This window comes from Ancylobacter koreensis (assembly GCF_023016525.1).
Lineage (GTDB): Bacteria > Pseudomonadota > Alphaproteobacteria > Rhizobiales > Xanthobacteraceae > Ancylobacter > Ancylobacter koreensis.
The window spans coordinates 475,304-494,573 of the sequence record NZ_JALKCG010000002.1 but is presented as its reverse complement, the minus strand read 5'-3'; the positions used below and the strand labels follow the sequence as shown (position 1 = coordinate 494,573).

Sequence of the window (19,270 nt, the reverse complement as noted above, 5' to 3'; positions counted from 1 at the left end):
AGCGAAAGGAGTCCCGTCAGCCGCGCACGAGGTCGCCGAGCAGGCTCGCCGCCACCGACAGCTTGGAGACGCTGAGCCCGGAAGCGGCGATCTCGTAGATGCCGCCGCGCGCGCGCTCCACGATGTCGCCGCGCGCCCGCGTCCAGGCGGAGACGCCGGCGACCCCCGCGCCGTGCTCGGCGATCACCTCGGCGGTCAGCCGGCGCACGGCCGTCTCGAAGGAGGTCAGCGCCCGCTCCAGCGCGAGCCGGTCGTAATGGTCGGTCACGGCCAGCGCCCGCGCCGGGCCGAGGATGCGGTCGAGCCGGAACAGCACCGCCACCGCGAAGAAGGTGACGGCGACGTCCGCCAGCGAGGATTTGGTGCGCTCGGCGATGAGCACGATGTCGGTGGCGCTCTCCACCGCCGGCAGGCGGGCGATGCGGCGCGCCAGCGGCTCGGGCACGCCAGCCTGCGTCCACTGCATCACGCGGGCATCGTGCAGGGTGCGGGTCTCCTCGGGCAGAAGCTCGCGCACCGGGCCGGTGAGTACCTTCTCCACCGGCGCGATGCCGGCGGTGTAGTGGGCGACCAGCTCGTCGAGGCTGCCGGAGAGGTCGACATTGCGCAGGAACCAGATGCTGCGGTCGATCAGCATGTCCTGCACGACGCCGTAGAGGTCGAGCTGCACGCCGCCGTGCACCTGCCCGTCCAGCGCGTCGACTTCGGCATTGAGCGCGGCAAGGCCGAAGCCGTCGCGCACCACGGCGAAGGCCTTGGCGATGGAGCCGATATCGGCGCCGGTCTCGTCGGCGAGGCGGGTGACGAAGGTCGGGCCGCCATGGTTGATCATGGCGTTGGACAGGCGGGTGGCGACGATCTCGCGGCGCAGCCGGTGATGCTCGATGCCGTCCGGGAACCGCTCGCGCAGCTCGGAGGGGAAATAGGCGGCGAGTTCGCGGGCGAGATAGGGATCGTCCGGCACCTCGCCATCCAGCAGGTCGGCATGGGCGGTCAGCTTGGCATAGGCGAGCAGCACCGCCAGCTCCGGGCGCGTCAGCCCCTCGCGGCGTCCCCGCCGGTCGGCGAACTCGGCGTCGGAGGGCAGGAACTCGACCGCCCGGTCGAGCAGGCCGCGCGCCTCCAGCCGCTGGACGAGGCGCTGCTGGAAGCCGAAATCCTCGATGCCGCGCCGCTCGGCCAGCGAGAGCGCCAGCGTCTGCAGGTAGTTATTACGGAGCACGAGCTGGGCGACGTCGCCGGTCATCGAGGCGAGGAGCTGGGCGCGCCCCTGCGCGTCGAGCCGGCCCTCGCGCAGTGCCGGGCCGAGCGCGATCTTGATGTTCACCTCGATGTCCGAGGTGTTCACGCCGGCCGAATTGTCGATGGCATCGGTGTTGAGCCGCACGCCGCGCCGCGCCGCCTCGATGCGCCCGCGCTGTGTGACGCCGAGATTGGCGCCCTCGCCCACCACCCGCGCCCGCAATTCGCCGCCGGTCACGCGCACCGCGTCATTGGCGCGGTCGCCGACCTGCGCATCGCTCTCGCCGGCGGCGCGCACATAGGTACCGATGCCGCCGAACCACAGAAGGTCGACCGGCGCGCGCAGGATGGCGCTGATCACCTCGGCCGGCGAGGCGGAACTCTTGTCGAAGCCGAGCGCCTCGCGCATGGCGAAGGAGAGCGGAATGCTCTTGGCCGCGCGCGGAAATACGCCGCCGCCCGCCGAAATCAGCGACTTGTCGTAGTCCTGCCAGCTCGAGCGCGGCAGCGCGAACAGCCGCCGCCGCTCGCGGAAGGACGTTTCAGGGTCGGGATTGGGATCGAGGAAGATGTCGCGATGGTCGAAGGCGGCGACGAGCCGGATCGTCTTCTCCAGGATCATGCCGTTGCCGAACACGTCGCCCGACATGTCGCCCACGCCCACCACGGTGAAAGGCGTGGCGCGGATGTCGGTGTCCAGCTCGCGAAAATGCCGGCGCACCGCCTCCCAGGCGCCGCGCGCGGTGATGCCCATCGCCTTGTGGTCATAGCCGACCGAGCCGCCGGAGGCGAAGGCATCACCCAGCCAGTAGCCGCGCAGCTGGGAGAGCGTATTGGCGATGTCGGAGAAGGTCGCCGTGCCCTTGTCGGCGGCAACGACGAGATAGGGGTCGTCCTCGTCGTGGCGCACGGTGCGCGGCGGATGCACCGTCTCGCCGTTCTCGATGTCGTCGGTGACGTCGAGCAGGCTGCCGATGAACAGCTTGTAGGCGTCCACCCCCTCGGCCTGGATCGCCTCGCGCGGCCCGGAGGGCAGCTGGCTCGGCACGAATCCGCCCTTGGCGCCCACCGGCACGATCACCGCGTTCTTCACCTGCTGGGCCTTCACCAGCCCCAGCACCTCGGTGCGGAAGTCCTGCGGCCGGTCCGACCAGCGCAAACCGCCACGCGCCACACGGCCGAAGCGCAGATGCACGCCCTCGACGCGCGGCGAATGGACGAAGATCTCGAAGTGGGGGCGCGGCAGCGGCAGCCCCTCCACCTCGCGGCTGAGGAACTTGATGGCGATGGCGGGACGCGGCGTACCGTCGGCCGAGCGCTGGTAGAAATTGGTGCGCACCGCCGCCTCGATCAGATTGGCGAAGCGGCGCAGGATGCGGTCCTCGTCGAGGCTGGCGACCTCGATCAGCGCGGTCTCGATCTCGCTGCGGATCGCCGCCTGCCGCTCGGCCCGGCGGTCCGGCTGGTCGGGATCGAAGCGGGCGTGGAACAGCGCCACCAGCTTCTGCACGATGGCGGGATGCGCGTTCAGCGTCTGCCAGAGGTAGTCCTGGCTGAAGGGAATGCCCGCCTGCCGGAGATAGCGGCCGAGCGTGCGCAGCAGCGCGATGTCGCGCCAGCCGAGCTGGGCGGTGAGCGCCAGCCCGTTGAAGCCGTCGCTCTCGCCCCCGCGCAGCACCGCCATCAGCGTGCCGTGCAGCCAGCCCTGCAGCTTGTCGACCGGGATCGCCCCGCCGCCCCGGCGCGAGAGCAGCATGTCGTGCGCATAGACCGGCGGGCTCCCGGCCGGCTTCACCGTGAAGGTGCGCTCGTCGATGACGACGAAGCCCATCGCCTCCAGCATCGGCACGCGCTCGGAGAGCAGGCGCGGCACCTTGAGGCTCAGCACCTTGAGCGACACGCGGTCGCGCTCGCGCAGCGGCGAGGGCCGGAAGGCGGCGGCGACCGGGGCGGAATCGCCGAGCCCCTCGATCAGCTTGATGTCCTCGATCGTCTCCTCGGGCGGGTAGCTCGACTGGTAGCCGGCCGGAAAGGCGTTGGCGTAGCGCCCGGTCAGCTCGCCGATGCGCGCGGCGGGGAAGGAAGCGGCCAGCGCCTCCGAGACGCCGTCACCCCAGGTGCGGATGATGTCGGTGATGGCGCCTTCGAGGCTGGCGCGGCTCACCGTCGGCACCTCGCCCGGCCCGCGCTCGATGATGAAGTGCACGCGGGTGAGCGGCCCATCCATGAAGAGCGGGCGGAAGGCGGCGATCTGGCCGCCGAAGCTCGCCGCCAGCAGGTTGCCGATCTTCTCGCGCACCTCGGAGCCGTAACGGTCGCGCGGCACGAAGACGAGCACGGAGACGAAGCGGTCGAAGCGCTCGTTCAGCGCCAGCAGGCGCACGCGCGGGTGCTCGTCGAGCTGGAGGATGGCGAGCGCGAACTGGAACAGCGAGTTGGCGTCGATCTGGAACAGGTCGTCGCGCGGATAGGTCTCCAGCACCTTCACCAGCGCGCGGCCGGAATGGCTTTCCGGCGCGAAGCCGGCGCGCGAGAGCACGCTCGACGCCTTGCGGCGCAGCAGCGGAATGGTACGCACCGAGCTCGTATAGGCAGTCGCGGTGAACAGGCCGGCGATGCACAGGCCGCCGACCACCCGGCCCTGCGAATCGTAGCGCTTCACCAGCACCACATCGATCCAGGCGCGCCGGTGCACGGTGGAGACGGTGCGCGACTTGGTGACGATGAGCGGGCTCGGCTCGGCCAGCGCCTCGCCCAGATCCGCGCTCACGCTGCGGGAATCGCCGTTGCGGCGGAACAGCCGGAAATCCTCGTCGGCGAGCAGGCCGAGCGCGTCCTCCATCCGCCGTTCGAACTGCACCGGGCGGGCGCCGCCGGACGACGCCCCGGTCGCCTGATATTGCCGGCAGCCGAGGAAGGTAAAGCGGCCGGCGAGCAGCCATTCGAGGAAGGCAACCGCCTCCTCGCGCTCCTCGCGCGGCACCATGGAGGGGGCCAGCGTCAGGTTGGTCACCGCCGCGCGCACCTGCGCCATCATGGGCTGCCAGGCGTTCACCGCGAGGCGTACCTGGTTCAGCACCGCCGTCAGGTCGTCGACGAGCGCGTTGCGGCGGGCCTCGTCCTCGATGCGCGGGATGTGGATGTGGATCAGGCTCTCGCGCCGCAGCCGGCCGCCCGAGGGCGCCTCGCTGACCGCAATCGACGTCACCTGCCCGTTATTGTCACGGTCGACGGCGAGGATGGGGTGCACCACGAAGCTCGCCGTCACGCCCTGCGCGTTGAGCGCCGCCATGACGGAATCGAGCAGGAACGGCATGTCGTCGTTGACGATCTGGATGATCGAGACGCGCCCGAGGCGCTCCCCGCCCTCCTGGGTCTGCGGCTGCTCGATACGGATGTCGAAATTGTCGCGCCGGCGGAATTTCAGATGCGCATAGGCAAGCCGCGCGAGGCTGGCGAGTTCGTGCGGCGTGTAGACGCGCACATCCTCGGCAACCGCACGCCCGAACAAACGGCTGGCGAACCGCGCCGGCGCATCGCCGTCGGTTGCCTGCAAGATAAGGTCCGCCTGCTCAACGAGCTGGCGCGCGATGCGCTCATCCTCGCTGGCAAAGAACCCTTCGACCCCCATGTCGTCCCCCTGATGGGCGTCTGCGGCACTGCTTCAGCCGGTAACGTCCGTGTTTATCTCACCACCAAACCGTACGTGCTGGAACCGCTAATCCTCCGGTATCCCCCTCTGTTGCTTAGCGGTCACAGAGGCCGGAGACTATCCGTCTCTTGATCTCGATCAACCTCGGCCTCTCTCCCGCAGCGCACCAATGGCGCCGCGCCCCGCTTCCCGGGGCCGGGAATTCAAGGGGTTCGGGGATGCCTGGATACGCATTAACCTTAAATAAACTTTCGGTGCTGGGCACCCTCCTCGCCGCCGCGGCGGGCCTTTTCGCGGCGCCCGCCCTGGCGGCCGACGTTTCGTCGCCGGTCTTCAAGGCGCCGGCGCCGGTGGTCGAGCAGAGCCCGTGGCAGATCCGCCTGCGCGCGCTTGCGGTCATTCCGGAGGACAGCGGCTCGGTTTACGCCATCCCCGGCTCAGGGCTGGAATACTCGACCTCGATCGTGCCCGAGCTCGACATCACCTATTATTTCACGAAGAACTGGGCGGCCGAACTCATCCTCGGCGTGACCCCGCACGACATCAACGGCAAGGGCACCATCGGCAGCCTCAACAAGATCGCCGAGGTGTGGGCGCTGCCCCCGACCCTGACCCTGCAATACCACTTCACCGATTTCGGCGCGTTCAAGCCCTATGTCGGCGCGGGCATCAATTACACCTTCTTCTACGACCAGAAGGCCTATTCGGCCGACTCGATCGACGTGAAGGACACGTTCGGCTGGGCGCTGCAGGCCGGCTTCGACTACATGTTCGACGAGCACTGGGGCTTCAACGTCGACGTGAAGAAGCTCTTCCTGGAGCCGGATTTCAACGTCACGGTGGACGGCGACACGCTCTCGGGCAAGGCCAATCTCAACCCGTGGCTGGTCGGCGTCGGCGTCACCTACCGCTTCTGAGACGGCAGCGGCAATGCGCCCGACGGCTCTGGGGGGAGCCGGAGAGCGCAGGCGAAGGGTCGGCGCGAGCCGGCCCTTTTTCATGTCCGCCCTTCAGTGCCTTCGCGCACCCCGCTCAGTGGCGGAAATGGCGCACGCCGGTGAACACCATGGCGATGCCCGCCGCATCCGCCGCCGCGATAACCTCATTGTCGCGGATCGAGCCGCCCGGCTGGATCACCGCCGTCGCGCCCGCCTCGATGGCGGTGACGAGCCCGTCCGCGAAGGGGAAGAAGGCGTCGGACGCCACCACACTGCCGCGCGTCAGCGGCTCGGCCAGCCCGGCCGCCTCGGCCGCGTCGCGCGCCTTGTGGGCGGCGATGCGCGCCGAATCCACCCGGCTCATCTGGCCGGCGCCGATGCCCACCGTCGCAAGGTCCTTCGCATAGACGATGGCGTTCGACTTCACATGCTTCACGACCCGGAAGGCGAAGGCGAGGTCGGCGAGCTCGGCATTGGTCGGCGCGCGCTTCGTCACCACCTTCAGCTCCATGTCGTCGACCACGGCATTGTCGCGCGACTGCACGAGATAGCCCCCGGCCAGCGACTTCACCGCCAGACCGGCGCCCTTCGGGTCGGGCAGCGCGCCGGTGACGAGCAGGCGCAGGTTCTTCTTGGCGCCGACGATGGCGGCGGCCTCGGGCGTGGCGTCCGGCGCCACGATCACCTCGGTGAAGATATCGACGATGGCGCGCGCCGCCTCCGCGTCCAGCGTGCGGTTGAGCGCCACGATGCCGCCGAAGGCGGAGGTCGGGTCGCAGGCCAGCGCCTTGCGGTAGGCCTCGACGAGGGTCGCGCCCTCGGCCACGCCGCAGGGATTGGCGTGCTTGACGATGACCACCGCCGGCGCACGGGCGGGGTCGAACTCGGCCACCGCTTCGAAGGCGGCGTCGGTGTCGTTGAGGTTGTTGTAGGAAAGCGCCTTGCCCTGAAGCTGGCGGGCCGTGGCGACGCCCGGCCGCGCCGCGCCGCCGACATAGAAGGCCGCGCCCTGGTGCGGGTTCTCGCCATAGCGCAGCGCCTCGGCGAGCTTCCCGCCGAACACCCGGCTGGCGGGGGCGGCGTCCGCCGCAGACTCAGCCTCGCGCGCCTCGACTTCGGCGAACCAGCTCGCAATGGCGCCGTCATAGGTGGCGGTGCGGGCATAGGCGAGCTGGGCCAGCTTGCGGCGGGTGGCGAAGCTCGTGCCGCCCTTCGCTTCCAGCTCGGCCAGCACCGTCTCGTAGCCCGAGGGATCGACCACCACGGCGACGTCGGCGTGGTTCTTGGCCGCCGCGCGGATCATCGCCGGGCCGCCGATGTCGATGTTCTCCACGCAGTCGTCATAGCCGGCGCCGCGCGCCACCGTCGCCTCGAAGGGATAGAGATTCACCACCACGAGATCGATCGGCACGATGGAATGCGCCTCCATCGAGGCGCGGTGGCCGGCGTCGTCGCGAATGGCGAGGATGCCGCCATGCACCGAGGGGTGCAGCGTCTTCACCCGGCCGTCCATCATCTCGGGAAAGCCGGTGAGGTCGGAGACGTCCAGCACCTTCAGCCCGGCCTCGGCGAGCGCCTTGCGGGTGCCGCCGGTGGAGACCAGCTCGACGCCCTTCGCGGCGAGCCGCTCGGCGAACGCCACGAGGCCGGTCTTGTCGGAGACCGAAAGCAGGGCACGGGCAATGGGGCGGATATCGGCGGGCATGGCGGGACCAATGGTTGCGGCGGGGAATGCGCGCCGCCCTATCACGATCCGGCCCCGGCGTGAACCGGTGCGCGGGCACGGCAGGGCTGCGCCGCCTCAGGCGCGCAGTGCCGCCAGCCGAACGAAGGTCCATTCCACGCGCGGTGTCTGCCGGGCGACGCCGGAGATGACGAGCTGTTCGGTACGGCGCGGTCCGCCGCCGCCGGCGAGGAAGATGCTCTCCTCGATGGTCACGCTCGCCTCCGGCGCGGTAAAGGCCCAGTCGTCGCCGTCGGGAAGCTTGAGGATCACCGTCTGCCCGTCGGAGGCGCGCGAGGGCTCGACGGCAGGGTGCAGGTGGAAGCGGATGGCGTAGCGACCCGGCTGGTCGGTGGGGAATTCCTCGCCCTGCGCGACGCGGAACAGGTCCTCGCCATCGAGCCGCATGCCGTCCGGCGACAGCCGCCAGGAGCGCTGGTGGACGACGCCGAAGCGGCCGGCATAGCCGTCATGGCTGGCGCGCAGCACGTCGGAGCCGCCATGCGGGCCGCGGTCCACATGCAGTTCGCTCGGCCCGCCGAGCACCGGCGTACCGCACAGTCGCGTCAGCGCGCCGATGGTGACGAAGCGGCAGGACGAGGTGTCCTCCACCACGGCGGTCGAATGCGCCGCCGTCTGCCGCGCCGCCGGGCGCCATTCCTCGCGGCCGGTGGCGGGCAGGCCGCAATTCACCACCAGCCGGTGCCGGCCGGCGGAAAGCTCGAAGGACAGGCAGCCGGCATGCGCGTCGAGGCTCAGCGAGATCGGCGGCGGGCGGCCGGTATCGGCGATCACCACCGTGCCGCCAGCCTCCAGACGCTGGTAGCCCGAATAGGGGGCGTTGGAGACCGGACGCCCGCGCGCGTCATCATAGGCGAGCACGGTGGCGAGCCCGTCGGCCGGGGTCGGCCCCATGCCGTTGAAAAGGGCGAAGGCGCCGTCCGCGTGCCGGAAGAAGCGCAGCATGGGCATCATCCGGTCCAGCGCGTTGAGCAGCGCCGGGGGCGGCGGCACGTGGCGCGCCTCGTAGCACTGGCGCAGCGGCAGCAGGTCGAGCAGCAGTTCGATCAGCGTGCCCGGATTGCGCCCGGCATGGCCGCCATCGCCCAGCACCTGCCGGTCCAGTTCCTCGATCAGCCGCTTCTGCGCCGAGCGCATCAGCCGGGTCTGGTCGGCCATGCACAGGCCGGCGAAGCCGAGCGCCAGCGCGCAGGCGAGGCGCGGCCGGCCGTCCGGCGCGTTCGGTCCCACGCTCTTGAGGTAGCGCACCTGCGCGGTGAGGCTGCGGATGAAGCGGCGGTGGAAACCGGGATCGGCGTCCTGCAGGATGAGCGGCGACTGGGTGAGCCAGCTCATCACACGCCGCGCCGCCACCTCCGGCGTCGAGGCGAAGGGCAGACGGTGGCCGCGCATGCCGATCCAGTCGCTCACCAGCGCGCGGGCATGGGCACGGGCGATGGGAGAGGCGGCGGCCTGCAGGTGGCGCAGCCACCCGAAGGCGAACAGCTCGCGCGCCCATTCCGGCGAGGGCGGCTCCATGTCGAAGGGCGAGGCGCCGTCGGTGAGCACCAGCTTGCCGGCGAAGGAATAGCGCCCGGCATAGAATTCGCCGGCCCGCGCGGGATCACCGGTGCGCAGGTCGTGCGGCGCGAAGAGCAGGCGCGAGGGGACCGGCACGGCGGCAGCGCGCCAGGGAAACCACGGGTGCGCCATGGCGCGCGCCACGAGGCTGCTCCAGCCGAACTCGGTTGCGAACAGCGCCAGACGGGCGCGGTCCGCAAAGATGTCGCGGGCCATCAGCGCCTTAATGCTCCCGAAGCCGCCGGGAATCACCCGATCCCCCGGCGGCGAATCTTAGCCGAGCGGGCCGGCACGTCCACCCGCGCCCCGGATTCCGTGCGGCAGCGCCCACGGCTCGTCTCGTGAAAACCCATACGCGGCAAGGGTTCAGCGACGGCGCAGGCGGGCGGCGAAGAAGCCGTCGAGCCCGCCGAGGCGCGGGTCCTCGCCCTCACCGACCGGCATGTGGGTCGGCAGCGTGCGCACCTCGCCGGCCGCGTTGATCCATTCCGCCGCGATGCCCGCCTCGCCCGGCACGACGGGATCGCGCACGAGGTCGGAACGGCGCGCCAACAGTTCGGCGATCTGCCGCTCGCCCTCCTCCGGCTCCAGCGAGCAGGTGGAATAGACCAGCACGCCGCCCGGCTTCACCAGCGAGGCGGCGTTGTCGAGGATGCGGGATTGGAGACCGGCGAGGCTCGCTATGTCGGCCGGCCCCTTGGTCCAGGCGACGTCGGGGTGGCGGCGTATGGTGCCGGTGGCCGAGCAGGGCGCGTCGATCAGCACGCCGTCGAACGGCCCGCCCTTCCAGCGCGCCGCGTCCGCCTCGACGATCTCCGCCGTGAGGCCGAGCCGTTCGAGATTCTGCCGCAGCCGCTTGAGGCGCGGGGCGGAGCGGTCGAGCGCCGTCACCTGCGCGCCGGCCGCCGCGAGCTGGGCGGTCTTGCCGCCGGGAGCGGCGCACAGATCGGCGATGTGCATTCCCGGAGCCGGGTGCAGAAGCCGCGCCGGCAGCGCGGCCGCCGCGTCCTGCACCCACCAGGCGCCCTCCGGGAAGCCGGCCAGTGCGGTGACATTGCCGGCGTCCAGCACGCGGATCGAGCCGGTCGGCAGCAGCCTTCCGCCAAGCCGCTCCGCCCAATTCTCCGGTTCGGACTTCACCGTCAGGTCGAGCGGCGCTTCGGCGGCCAGCGCCTTTGAAATCGCCTGCGCCGCCTCCCCGCCATAGGCGCCCGCCCAGCCCTCGACCATCCAGTTCGGCTGGTCCGCCGCGTCCGGCAGGATCGCTCTTCCCTCGCGGGCGATGCGGCGCAGCACGGCGTTGACGAGGCCCTTGAAGCCCGCAGTCGCCGGGCTCTCGCCGGCCAGCGCCACGCTGGTGCCCACCGCCGCATGGTCGGGCACGTCCATGAACAGGATCTGCGCGGCGCCGATGGCGAGCAGCGTCTCGACCCGGCTCGCCTTGGCCGGCACCCCGCGCTCCAGCAGCGTGCGCAGCAGCGCCTTCAGGCTTCCGAATTTCCGCAGCGTGGTCGCCGCGATCATCCGCGCCAGCGCCCGGTCGCGATCCTCCAAATCGCGCGTCAGCCGGTCGAGGCTTTCCTCCAGCGGCTGGCCCTTCTCCAGCACCGCGTCCACCGCATCGGCGGCGGCACGGCGGACGGCGAGGCCGGGCGCCTCGGCGCTGGGACGAGGGGCGCGGGACGGGCGGCGGGAGGCGTCGGGTGCATCGTTCATCGCCAAGCCGATAGGCCCGCCGGAGGGCGAAGGCAACAGCCAGCCGCGCGGGGCATCGAACCGAAACGGCCGCGCGGGACTTGTGGAAGCGGGGCGGATCGGCTGCTATCGGGTGCTTCGCCGCCCTCCTATTGCCCCTTGCCCGCAGCGACTGGATCATGCCGCATCTCATTCTCATCGCCGATATCGGCGGAACCTCCTCCCGCCTCGCGCTCGTCGGCACCGACGGCGCCCCGCGCGACATCCAGATCCACCGCAACAATGATTTCGCCGGCTTCAAGGAGATGATCGCGGCCGATCTCGACCAGCGCGGGGACGCCGCGCGCGCCACGGTGGGCGGCGCGGTGCTCGCCGTTGCGGGACCGGCCGATGGCGAGGTGGTCAAGCTCACCAACCGCGACTGGTCCTTCTCCAAGCGCGACATGCGCCGGCATTTCGGCTGGCAGAAATTCGCCGCTGTGAACGATTTCGAGGCGCTGGCCCATGGCGTGCCGGCGCTCGGCGCGCCCGATCTCGTCGCGGTCGGCGGCGGCACGGCGATGCCGGGGGCGCCGCTCCTCATCTGCGGGCCGGGCACGGGCTTCGGCGTGGCGGGGCTGATCAGCGCCGGGCGCCAGCGCCTCGTCGTCACCGGCGAGGGCGGGCGCGCGCGCCTCGGCGCCACCACGGCGGAAGAGGCGCGCGTCGTCGCCCACATGCAGGAAGAGACCGGCCCCGTTGTGGTCGAGCACGCGCTCTCCGGCTCGGGGCTCGGGCGCATCCACACGATCCTCTCCGGCACGGCGCTCTCGCCCGAGGACGTGATCGCCGCCGCGACGCGCGGGGAAAGCGCGGCGCGGGCGAGCTGCGACATGTTCCTGCGCCTGTTCGGCCGCATCGCCGGCGACCTCGCGCTGATCTTCAACGCGCGCGGCGGCGTCTTTCTCGGCGGCGGCGTCTCGGCCGGGCTGGCGCCGTTCTTCAACGGTTCGCCGTTCCGCGAGGCCTTCGAGGAGCACCCGCCGCACCAGCCGCGGCTGATCGAGACACCGGTTCACATCATCATGCACGCCACGCCCGGCCTGATCGGCTGCGGCCAGCTCGGCGGGCGGATGGCCAAAACCCTCAGGCCGAACCTGCACGTGGTGTGAAGATCGCGGCGTCCGCCCGCGCCTCCAGCGCCGCCGGGTCGAGCCCGGCACGCTCCAGCGTGGCGCGCATGTGCGGGGGCAGCGGTGCGCGCGCATCGACCGGCGCGTGCCCCTTTTTCTGCGGAATCGTCACCCGGCGCGAATGCAGGTGCAGGATCGGCCCGCCCGGCAGGCGCGAGGCGCCGCCATAGATGCTGTCGCCGAGGATGGGATGGCCGATGGCGTCGAGATGCACGCGGAGCTGATGCGTACGCCCGGTGAGCGGGGAGAGCGCCAGCACGGCGAAGCCCTCGCCCTCGGCGATCTTCTCCCACTCGCTGATCGCCTCCTGCCCGCGCGGATCGACCGCCATCCACCAGCCGCGCGTCGGCGAGCGCTTGGACAGCTTCAGCTCGATGCGCCCGCGCGCCGCGCCCGGCACGCCGCGCACCACCGCGATATAGGTCTTGCCGACCGTGCCGTCGGCGAAGGCCCGGCCGAGATCGGCGAGCGCCTTGCGATGGCGGCCGAGCACGAGGCAGCCGGACGTGTCCTTGTCGAGCCGGTGCGCCAGCTCCGGCGCCGCCGGCAGGCCGAAGCGCAGCGCGTCGAGATGGTCCGCCAGCGTCTCGCCGCCCTTCGGCCCCTTGTGCACGGCAAGGCCCGCCGGCTTGTCGATGATGAGCATCATGCCGTCGCGGTGCAGCACGCGCGCGGCGATGTCGAAGGGGGCGGGGGCGGCGGGAGAAGCGTCCATGCCCGCCGTCACAGCATAAAGCGGCGGCAAGGTCGAGGGTGAGCGCGAAAGAGGCCGCCATCCGCCTTGTCATCCCGGCCGGAGCGAAGCGCAGAGCCGGGATCGCTCTCCATTCCGGGCGCGATCCCGGATCGGCCGTGCCGGCCATCCGGGATGACAGTTGACACCCGCCGCCGTCATCCCCGGACTTGATCCGGGGATCCACGACGTGCCGCCCGCGCCCGGCCGAAGACGTGGATGTCCGGGTCAAGCCCGGCCATGACGGCGTTACAGGAGCCGGCCGCGCGCCGACCGCGCTCAGCCCCGGCTCAGTTCCTCGTGCACGTCGAGCGTCGAGCGCACGCCGATGGAATCGAAATGCGTGTCGAGGAAGCTCTGCGCCGCCTCGCGGCCGATGGCGTGGAGATAGAGCAGGAACTCCCACTCCGCGTTCATCTTGGTCGAGGAATCGAGCGCGATCAGCTTGTCGGCGCCGTCGATGCGGTGCAGGCGCAGGTCGCGATAGCCGTCGATCCCGTCGCCCTTCTTCTTCAGGCTGCCGTGCCTGAGCAGGCGCGTGACGAATTCGGCGGCGCGCAGCTGCGCCAGCAGCGAGGCGTTGAAGGTGATCTCGTTCATCCGGTTGTTGATGTCGCGCGCCGTCTTCGGCGTCTCGCGACGGATGATGGGGTTGATCTGCACCAGCAGGATGTCGTCGGTCTTCACCGCGTTGTAGAACGGGTACAGCGCGGGGTTGCCCATATAGCCGCCGTCCCAGTAGGGCACGCCGTCGATCTCCACCGCCTGGAACATGAAGGGCAGGCAGGCCGAAGCCATGATCGCCTGCGCGGTCAGTTCGTGCTTGGCGAAGACGCGCGCCTTGCCGGTGTGCACGTTGGTGGCCGAAATGAAGACATGGACGTGGCGGCAGGACTGCAGCGCCTCGAAGTCGACATGCTCCTCGATCAGCTCCATCAGCGGATTGATGTTGAGCGGGTTGAAGTCGTAGGGCGACAGGAACCGGCTCATCATGTCGAAGGCGATGTAGCTCGGATTGGCGTTGAGCGACCAGTTGCCGAGCAGCCGGTCGAGCAGCGTGCGCTGGAGCGGGCTGGTGCGCCCGTCCTTGGAGACGGCGCGCCAGTAGCGGTTCAACGCCTCGCGCCCGCCCTCGTTGCCGCCGCGCGCCAGCCCCGTGGCCAGCACCGCCGCGTTCATCGCCCCGGCGCTGGTGCCGGAAATGCCTTCGATGGCGATGCGGCCGTCTTCCAGCAGCCGGTCAAGCACGCCCCAGGTGAAGGCGCCATGCGCGCCGCCGCCCTGGAGGGCAAGGTTCAGCGGCTTGAGAACCGGCCCCGACGCCTTGGCGCCCGCATGCGGCGGCTCGGGATGCACCTCGCGCTTGACCTCCGCGGTGCCGGTGGGCGTGGCGAGCGCGCCGGCCGCCGCTTCCGCCTTCGCCTCATCCGACGCCGAAACCGGCTCGGCGGAAGGCTTGGCCGACGCGGCCTTGGTGGAAGCCGTTGCCTTGGTGGAAGCCGCCTTGGCGGACGTTGCCTTGGCGGACGCTTCCCCGGCCGGCGCAACTTTCGCCGACGCCGTGCGGGCCGGAGCCTTTCCGGCCGGCGCCGGCTTTGCGGCCTTGCTCGTTTCGGCCGGTTCGGCGGCCGGCGCGGGCTTCGGCGCGACGTCGGCCGCCAGCGCGGAACTCTCCGCCGCCGGCGTCGCGCGCGTCGTGGTCTCGCTGGTCGTGGTCTCGTTCGTCTTGGCGCGGGGGCGCCGCGCCGGCTTCTTCGGGGTCTCGGCCACTCGGCGCCTCCGGAACTCTACACGGGCTGCGGGCTTACTGGGCGACCCAGCCGCCATCGATCTGGTGCAGGGCGCCGGTGATCGAGCTCTGCGTCTCGCCGGCGAGGAACACGGCGAGCGCCGCCACCTGCTCGACGGTGACGAACTGCTTGGTCGGCTGCTCCGCCAGCAGGAAATCCTTCACCTCGTCCTCGGAGATGCCGCGCGCCTTGGCGGTGTCGGGAATCTGCTTCTCGACGAGCGGCGTCCAGACATAGCCGGGGCAGATGGCGTTGCAGGTGATGCCGAAGGTCGCCGTCTCCAGCGCCACCGTCTTGGTCAGGCCGGCAATGCCGTGCTTGGCGGCGACATAGGCCGACTTGAAGGGCGAGGCGACCAGCGCATGCGCCGAGGCGGTGTTGATGATGCGGCCCCATTTGCGCGCCTTCATGCCCGGCACGGCGGCCTTGGTGGCGTGGAAGGCGGCGGAGAGATTCAACGCGATGATGAGGTCCCATTTCTCGTCCGGGAAATCCTCGATCGGCGAGACGAACTGCACGCCGGCATTGTTGACGAGGATGTCGACCGAACCGAGCTGCTCCTCGGCAGTCTTGATCAGCGCGGCATTGTCGGCCGCCTTGGTGAGGTCTGCGGCGACATAGATCGCCTTCACGCCGAATTCGCTCTCGATGGCCGCACGCTCCTTCTCGATGGCGGCGGCGTCGCCGAAGCCGTTCAGCGTGACATTGGTGCCGTCGGCCGCCAGGCCGCGCGCGATGGCGAGGCCGATTCCGCTGGTCGAACCGGTGATGACGGCGTTCTTTCCCTTAGGCATCGAGGAGGCTCCTGCGACTGAGATGGTGCCCGGCGCCCCCGTGCGGGCCTCGCGCCGTGCCGTTCGACTTCCCACATAGGCTAGGCTAGCACGCCGTTATGTCGTGCAAAGCACTTATCGCTGCACCGCACACGGAAGCGTCCGGGCGGTTTCCCCATCCTTACGCCTCGGGTTAAGATGGCGCCATGACAGCCGGGCACAGCCACGACAGCGACCAAGCTCACGGTCGGGTTCACGACCACGACCACAGTGCCTGCGTCGCGGGTGCGCTGGCGCGGGCGGAAGCGTCCTGCGGCGAGCGCGGCGCGCGGCTGACCCCGCTGCGCCGGCGCGTGCTGGAAGGGCTTGCCGACAGCCACGTGCCGCTGGGTGCCTATGAGCTGGTGGAGCGCCTCGGCAGCTCCGGCGACAAGCCGCCGCCGATGTCGGTCTATCGCGCGCTCGACTTCCTTGTCTCGGAAGGCCTCGCCCACCGCATCGAGAGCCGCAACGCCTACATCGCCTGCGGGCGCGACCATGCCGGCGATGACGTGATCGTGTTCCTGATCTGCGAGGGCTGCGGACTGACCGACGAAGTCGCCTCGCACGCCATCGGCCGCGACCTCGCCTGGGCGACGCGCGCCGCCGGCTTCACCCCGCGCACGCCGGTGATCGAGATCGCCGGCACCTGCGCGAAATGCCGGGCGGCGCAGGCGGCGGAGCCCGCGCGAGCCGCCGCTCCGGTGCCGGCCCGTTGACGCCGGCCCGGCACCGGCTTAACCCCTTTCAAGCCCGCACCGAGCCGAACGCGGACCGGACCGGCCGCCCGCCTCCCCTCGCCGCCGGACTGTGATCGCCATGGACCTTTCCGCCCCGGACGTTTCCGCCCCCGCCCCCATCGTCGCGCCCGAGCTGGAGGCCGCCGGCCCCGCGCCGCGCCGGCTGACCGTCGCCGTCAGGGTCGGCTCCGTCATCGTCGGCGGCGGCACCCCGGTCGTCGTGCAGTCGATGACCAACACCGACACTGCCGACGCCGAGGCGACCGCGCGGCAGATCGCCCAGCTCGCCCGCGCTGGCTCGGAGATCGTGCGCATCACGGTCGATCGCGAGGAATCCGCCCTTGCGGTGCCCGCGATCAAGGAGCGGCTGGCGAAGATGGGGCTCGATACTCCCATCGTCGGCGACTTCCACTACAACGGCCACCTGCTGCTGACGAAATACCCGGACTGCGCGGCAGCGCTCGACAAATACCGTATCAATCCCGGCAATGTGGGCTTCGGCCAGAAGCGCGACCGCCATTTCACCACCATCGTCGAGGCCGCCATCCGCCACGGCAAGCCGGTGCGCATCGGCGCCAACTGGGGCTCGCTCGACGACGAGTTGCTCACCCGGCTGATGGATGAGAACGCCGCCCTGCCGCGCCCCGCCGACGCCCGCTCGGTGACGCGCGAGGCGCTGGTGCGCTCGGCCCTGCTCTCGGCGGCGCTGGCCGAGGAGATCGGCCTGCCGCGCGACAAGATCATCCTCTCCGCCAAGGTCTCGGCGGTGCAGGACCTGATCACCGTCTATGCCGAGCTGGCCCGCCGCGCCGACTACGCGCTGCATCTGGGCCTGACCGAAGCCGGCATGGGCTCGAAGGGCATCGTCGCCTCGTCCACCGCCATGGGCGTGCTGCTCCAGCAGGGCATCGGCGACACCATCCGCGTCTCGCTCACCCCCGAGCCGAATGGCGACCGCACCCGCGAAGTCACGGTGGCGCAGGAGATGCTGCAGACCATGGGCCTGCGCACCTTCGTGCCGCTGGTCGCCGCCTGCCCCGGCTGCGGGCGCACCACCTCCACCACCTTCCAGGAGCTCGCCTTCGAGGTGCAGGACTTCATTCGCACCTCCATGCCCGAGTGGAAGAAGCGCTATCCCGGCGTCGAGACGCTCAACGTCGCTGTGATGGGCTGCATCGTGAACGGGCCGGGCGAGTCGAAGCACGCCGACATCGGCATCTCGCTGCCCGGCACCGGCGAGTTTCCCACCGCGCCGGTCTATCTCGACGGCAAGAAGGCGATGACCCTGCGCGGCCCCAGTCTGCGCGACGATTTCAAGAAGATCGTCGAGGACTATGTCGCGCGGCGGTTCGGGGTGGGCGGAGCGCCGGCGCCGGCGGCCGGTGTGGATGCGGCGGAGTGATTTGATATCAGCCGAAGCCGATAAACAGCGCTAGCGAACGGTTGACTGCCAGCATCGCCTCGTCTTCGAGCCGGCCGAACGGTTGACCGACCTTCTCGCAACGAACAGTCATCGCCTTGTCGATCATGACTTGGGAGGGTTCGCGCAGCCCGTTCAGCGAGGTTGGCTGCACTGTGAGGCGGACCAGCGGCGCATCTGTCAGCAGCGATGACAGCGGAAGCACCGTCACGCTGGCGATATCGGCAAACTCGTCGGCCTGAACGATCAGCCCCGGTCGCGGCTTGCCGAAGTCTCCCGGCAGGGACACCGCGACAAGATCACCGCGCCTCATTGTCGGGCCCGAACAGATCGTCCCACGCCGCGTCCATAAAGGACTGCAAATCCCTGTCGGACGCATCGGCGGCCGCAACGACGCTGGCCTGACGACGGCACTCCTCCGCAAAACCTGGCCGTCGGGTATCGGGAATCCAGATCTGCACCGGCCGCAGCCCGGCGGCGCGCAGCGTGTCGCGGCGGCGCTGAACGCGCTGTCGAACGGAAGTCGCCATACCCTGCCCTTTCGCGGCCATGCCTCATCTCAATTGTTACATGTAACATAGGACGGCTGGGAGCAGGGTCAAGGGCGCAGGGCAGTTCCAATGTTCCCCCGCATTGCCCTCGCGCGCCTTATCGCGTAAAAGCCCGCGCTCGTCCGAGCCTGTGAATGGCAGGACTTTCAGGAGAATGATCATGGGCTACAAGGTCGCCATCGTCGGTGCCACGGGCAATGTGGGCCGCGAAATGCTCGACATCCTCTCCGAGCGCGGGTTTCCCGCCGACGAGGTGGTCGCGCTTGCCTCCCGCCGTTCGGTCGGGACGGAGGTCTCGTTCGGCGACCGCACGCTCAAGGTCAAAGCCCTGGAAAACTACGATTTCTCGGACACCGACATCTGTCTCATGTCGGCCGGCGGCGAGATTTCCAAGGAATGGTCGCCCAGGATCGGCCGTCAGGGCTGCGTGGTGATCGATAATTCCTCGGCGTGGCGCTACGATTCCGACGTGCCGCTGATCGTGCCGGAAGTGAACGCCGACGCGGTGAAGGGCTTCACCAAGAAGAACATCATCGCCAACCCGAACTGCTCGACCGCCCAGCTCGTCGTGGCCCTCAAGCCGCTGCACGACAAGGCGACGATCAAGCGCGTCGTGGTGGCGACCTACCAGTCGGTCTCGGGCGCCGGCAAGGACGCCATGGACGAGCTGTTCGCCCAGACCCGCGCCGTCTTCGTGTCGGACCCGGTGGAAGCCAAGAAGTTCCCCAAGCGCATCGCCTTCAACGTCATTCCTCACATCGACGTCTTCATGGAAGACGGCTACACGAAGGAAGAGTGGAAAGTGATGGCCGAGACGAAGAAGATTCTCGACCCGAAGATCAAGCTCACCTGCACCGCCGTGCGCGTGCCGGTGTTTATCTCCCATTCCGAGGCGGTGAACGTCGAGTTCGAGAACCCGATCACCGCCGAGGAGGCCACCGAGGTCCTGCGCAACGCGCCGGGCGTGCTGGTGGTGGATAAGCGCGAGCCGGGCGGCTACATCACGCCCTACGAGGCCGCCGGCGAGGACGCCACCTACATCTCCCGCATCCGCGAGGACGCGACGGTGGAGAACGGCCTGTCCTTCTGGTGCGTGTCGGACAATCTGCGCAAGGGCGCGGCGCTGAACGCGGTGCAGATCGCCGAAGTGCTGGTGAACCGCAAGCTGATCCAGCCGAAGTCCGCCAAGGCGGCGTGAGCCGGCGGCGGGCGGGGACCGCG

The 19,270-nt window shown here is 70.1% G+C and carries 14 protein-coding genes; 5 read left to right on the top strand and 9 right to left on the bottom strand.

The window, feature by feature from the left end; all coding sequences use genetic code 11:
- Window positions 1–16: 16 nt before the first annotated feature.
- Window positions 17–4,873, bottom strand: coding sequence for an NAD-glutamate dehydrogenase (locus MWN33_RS09365; RefSeq protein ID WP_247200215.1), 4,857 nt, complete (start codon window positions 4,871–4,873; stop codon window positions 17–19).
- 239 nt (window positions 4,874–5,112) lie between these two features.
- On the opposite strand from MWN33_RS09365, the gene MWN33_RS09360 reads away from it, so the two are divergent.
- Window positions 5,113–5,811 (top strand): OmpW/AlkL family protein, encoded by a 699-nt coding sequence (locus MWN33_RS09360; RefSeq protein ID WP_247200214.1) that lies wholly within the window; start codon window positions 5,113–5,115, stop codon window positions 5,809–5,811.
- Window positions 5,812–5,926: 115 nt separating this feature from the next.
- Here the strand turns inward: MWN33_RS09360 and purH are convergent, their stop codons facing one another.
- From purH to rsmB, 3 genes are all read right to left on the bottom strand, one after another.
- A complete protein-coding gene (gene purH / locus MWN33_RS09355; RefSeq protein ID WP_247200213.1) occupies window positions 5,927–7,537 on the bottom strand; it encodes a bifunctional phosphoribosylaminoimidazolecarboxamide formyltransferase/IMP cyclohydrolase in 1,611 nt (536 codons plus the stop codon).
- Window positions 7,538–7,633: 96 nt separating this feature from the next.
- Entirely contained in the window at window positions 7,634–9,352 is a 1,719-nt protein-coding gene (locus MWN33_RS09350) for a heparinase II/III family protein (protein ID WP_247200212.1), read from the bottom strand.
- 150 nt (window positions 9,353–9,502) lie between these two features.
- Entirely contained in the window at window positions 9,503–10,852 is a 1,350-nt protein-coding gene (gene rsmB / locus MWN33_RS09345; RefSeq protein WP_247200211.1) for a 16S rRNA (cytosine(967)-C(5))-methyltransferase RsmB, read from the bottom strand.
- A gap of 158 nt (window positions 10,853–11,010) precedes the next feature.
- Between rsmB and MWN33_RS09340 the strand changes: the two genes are divergently transcribed.
- Window positions 11,011–11,982, top strand: coding sequence for a glucokinase (locus MWN33_RS09340; protein ID WP_247200210.1), 972 nt, complete (start codon window positions 11,011–11,013; stop codon window positions 11,980–11,982).
- On the opposite strand, the gene MWN33_RS09335 is transcribed toward MWN33_RS09340, so the two are convergent.
- The 3 genes from MWN33_RS09335 to MWN33_RS09325 form a co-directional block, all read right to left on the bottom strand.
- Complete coding sequence (locus tag MWN33_RS09335; RefSeq protein WP_247200209.1) at window positions 11,957–12,718, bottom strand: RluA family pseudouridine synthase; 762 nt, start codon at window positions 12,716–12,718, stop codon at window positions 11,957–11,959. The genes MWN33_RS09340 and MWN33_RS09335 overlap by 26 nt on opposite strands.
- A 297-nt stretch (window positions 12,719–13,015) precedes the next feature.
- On the bottom strand, window positions 13,016–14,506 hold the full coding sequence (locus tag MWN33_RS09330; protein WP_343312845.1) for a patatin-like phospholipase family protein: 1,491 nt from the start codon (window positions 14,504–14,506) through the stop codon (window positions 13,016–13,018).
- A gap of 34 nt (window positions 14,507–14,540) precedes the next feature.
- The gene (locus tag MWN33_RS09325) at window positions 14,541–15,320 is read right to left on the bottom strand and encodes a 3-hydroxybutyrate dehydrogenase (RefSeq protein ID WP_247200208.1); all 780 of its coding nucleotides are present in this window, start codon (window positions 15,318–15,320) and stop codon (window positions 14,541–14,543) included.
- Window positions 15,321–15,505: 185 nt separating this feature from the next.
- Between MWN33_RS09325 and MWN33_RS09320 the strand changes: the two genes are divergently transcribed.
- Both MWN33_RS09320 and ispG read left to right on the top strand, forming a co-directional pair.
- Window positions 15,506–16,057, top strand: coding sequence for a Fur family transcriptional regulator (locus MWN33_RS09320; RefSeq protein ID WP_247200207.1), 552 nt, complete (start codon window positions 15,506–15,508; stop codon window positions 16,055–16,057).
- A gap of 100 nt (window positions 16,058–16,157) precedes the next feature.
- On the top strand, window positions 16,158–17,480 hold the full coding sequence (gene ispG / locus MWN33_RS09315) for a flavodoxin-dependent (E)-4-hydroxy-3-methylbut-2-enyl-diphosphate synthase (protein ID WP_247200206.1): 1,323 nt from the start codon (window positions 16,158–16,160) through the stop codon (window positions 17,478–17,480).
- Window positions 17,481–17,487: 7 nt separating this feature from the next.
- Here ispG and MWN33_RS09310 read toward each other — a convergent pair whose 3' ends face one another.
- A complete protein-coding gene (locus tag MWN33_RS09310; RefSeq protein WP_247200205.1) occupies window positions 17,488–17,811 on the bottom strand; it encodes a type II toxin-antitoxin system PemK/MazF family toxin in 324 nt (107 codons plus the stop codon).
- Window positions 17,798–18,028: an antitoxin MazE family protein gene (locus MWN33_RS09305; RefSeq protein WP_247200346.1), complete on the bottom strand. Its 231-nt coding sequence runs from the start codon at window positions 18,026–18,028 to the stop codon at window positions 17,798–17,800. The genes MWN33_RS09310 and MWN33_RS09305 overlap by 14 nt, the downstream gene beginning before the upstream one ends.
- Before the next feature lie 181 nt (window positions 18,029–18,209).
- Between MWN33_RS09305 and MWN33_RS09300 the strand changes: the two genes are divergently transcribed.
- Entirely contained in the window at window positions 18,210–19,247 is a 1,038-nt protein-coding gene (locus tag MWN33_RS09300; protein WP_247200204.1) for an aspartate-semialdehyde dehydrogenase, read from the top strand.
- Window positions 19,248–19,270: the final 23 nt, after the last annotated feature.

Bases quoted from the DNA above. Each gene is read 5' to 3' on its own strand.
- MWN33_RS09325 (WP_247200208.1), bottom strand. From the start codon at position 15,320: ATGCCTAAGGGAAAGAACGCCGTCATCACCGGTTCGACCAGCGGAATC.
- MWN33_RS09340 (WP_247200210.1), top strand. From the start codon at position 11,011: ATGCCGCATCTCATTCTCATCGCCGATATCGGCGGAACCTCCTCCCGC.
- MWN33_RS09300 (WP_247200204.1), top strand. From the start codon at position 18,210: ATGGGCTACAAGGTCGCCATCGTCGGTGCCACGGGCAATGTGGGCCGC.
- rsmB (WP_247200211.1), bottom strand. From the start codon at position 10,852: ATGAACGATGCACCCGACGCCTCCCGCCGCCCGTCCCGCGCCCCTCGT.
- MWN33_RS09320 (WP_247200207.1), top strand. From the start codon at position 15,506: ATGACAGCCGGGCACAGCCACGACAGCGACCAAGCTCACGGTCGGGTT.
- MWN33_RS09365 (WP_247200215.1), bottom strand. From the start codon at position 4,873: ATGGGGGTCGAAGGGTTCTTTGCCAGCGAGGATGAGCGCATCGCGCGC.
- MWN33_RS09350 (WP_247200212.1), bottom strand. From the start codon at position 9,352: ATGGCCCGCGACATCTTTGCGGACCGCGCCCGTCTGGCGCTGTTCGCA.
- ispG (WP_247200206.1), top strand. From the start codon at position 16,158: ATGGACCTTTCCGCCCCGGACGTTTCCGCCCCCGCCCCCATCGTCGCG.
- MWN33_RS09360 (WP_247200214.1), top strand. From the start codon at position 5,113: ATGCCTGGATACGCATTAACCTTAAATAAACTTTCGGTGCTGGGCACC.
- MWN33_RS09335 (WP_247200209.1), bottom strand. From the start codon at position 12,718: ATGGACGCTTCTCCCGCCGCCCCCGCCCCCTTCGACATCGCCGCGCGC.
- MWN33_RS09310 (WP_247200205.1), bottom strand. From the start codon at position 17,811: ATGAGGCGCGGTGATCTTGTCGCGGTGTCCCTGCCGGGAGACTTCGGC.
- purH (WP_247200213.1), bottom strand. From the start codon at position 7,537: ATGCCCGCCGATATCCGCCCCATTGCCCGTGCCCTGCTTTCGGTCTCC.
- MWN33_RS09305 (WP_247200346.1), bottom strand. From the start codon at position 18,028: ATGGCGACTTCCGTTCGACAGCGCGTTCAGCGCCGCCGCGACACGCTG.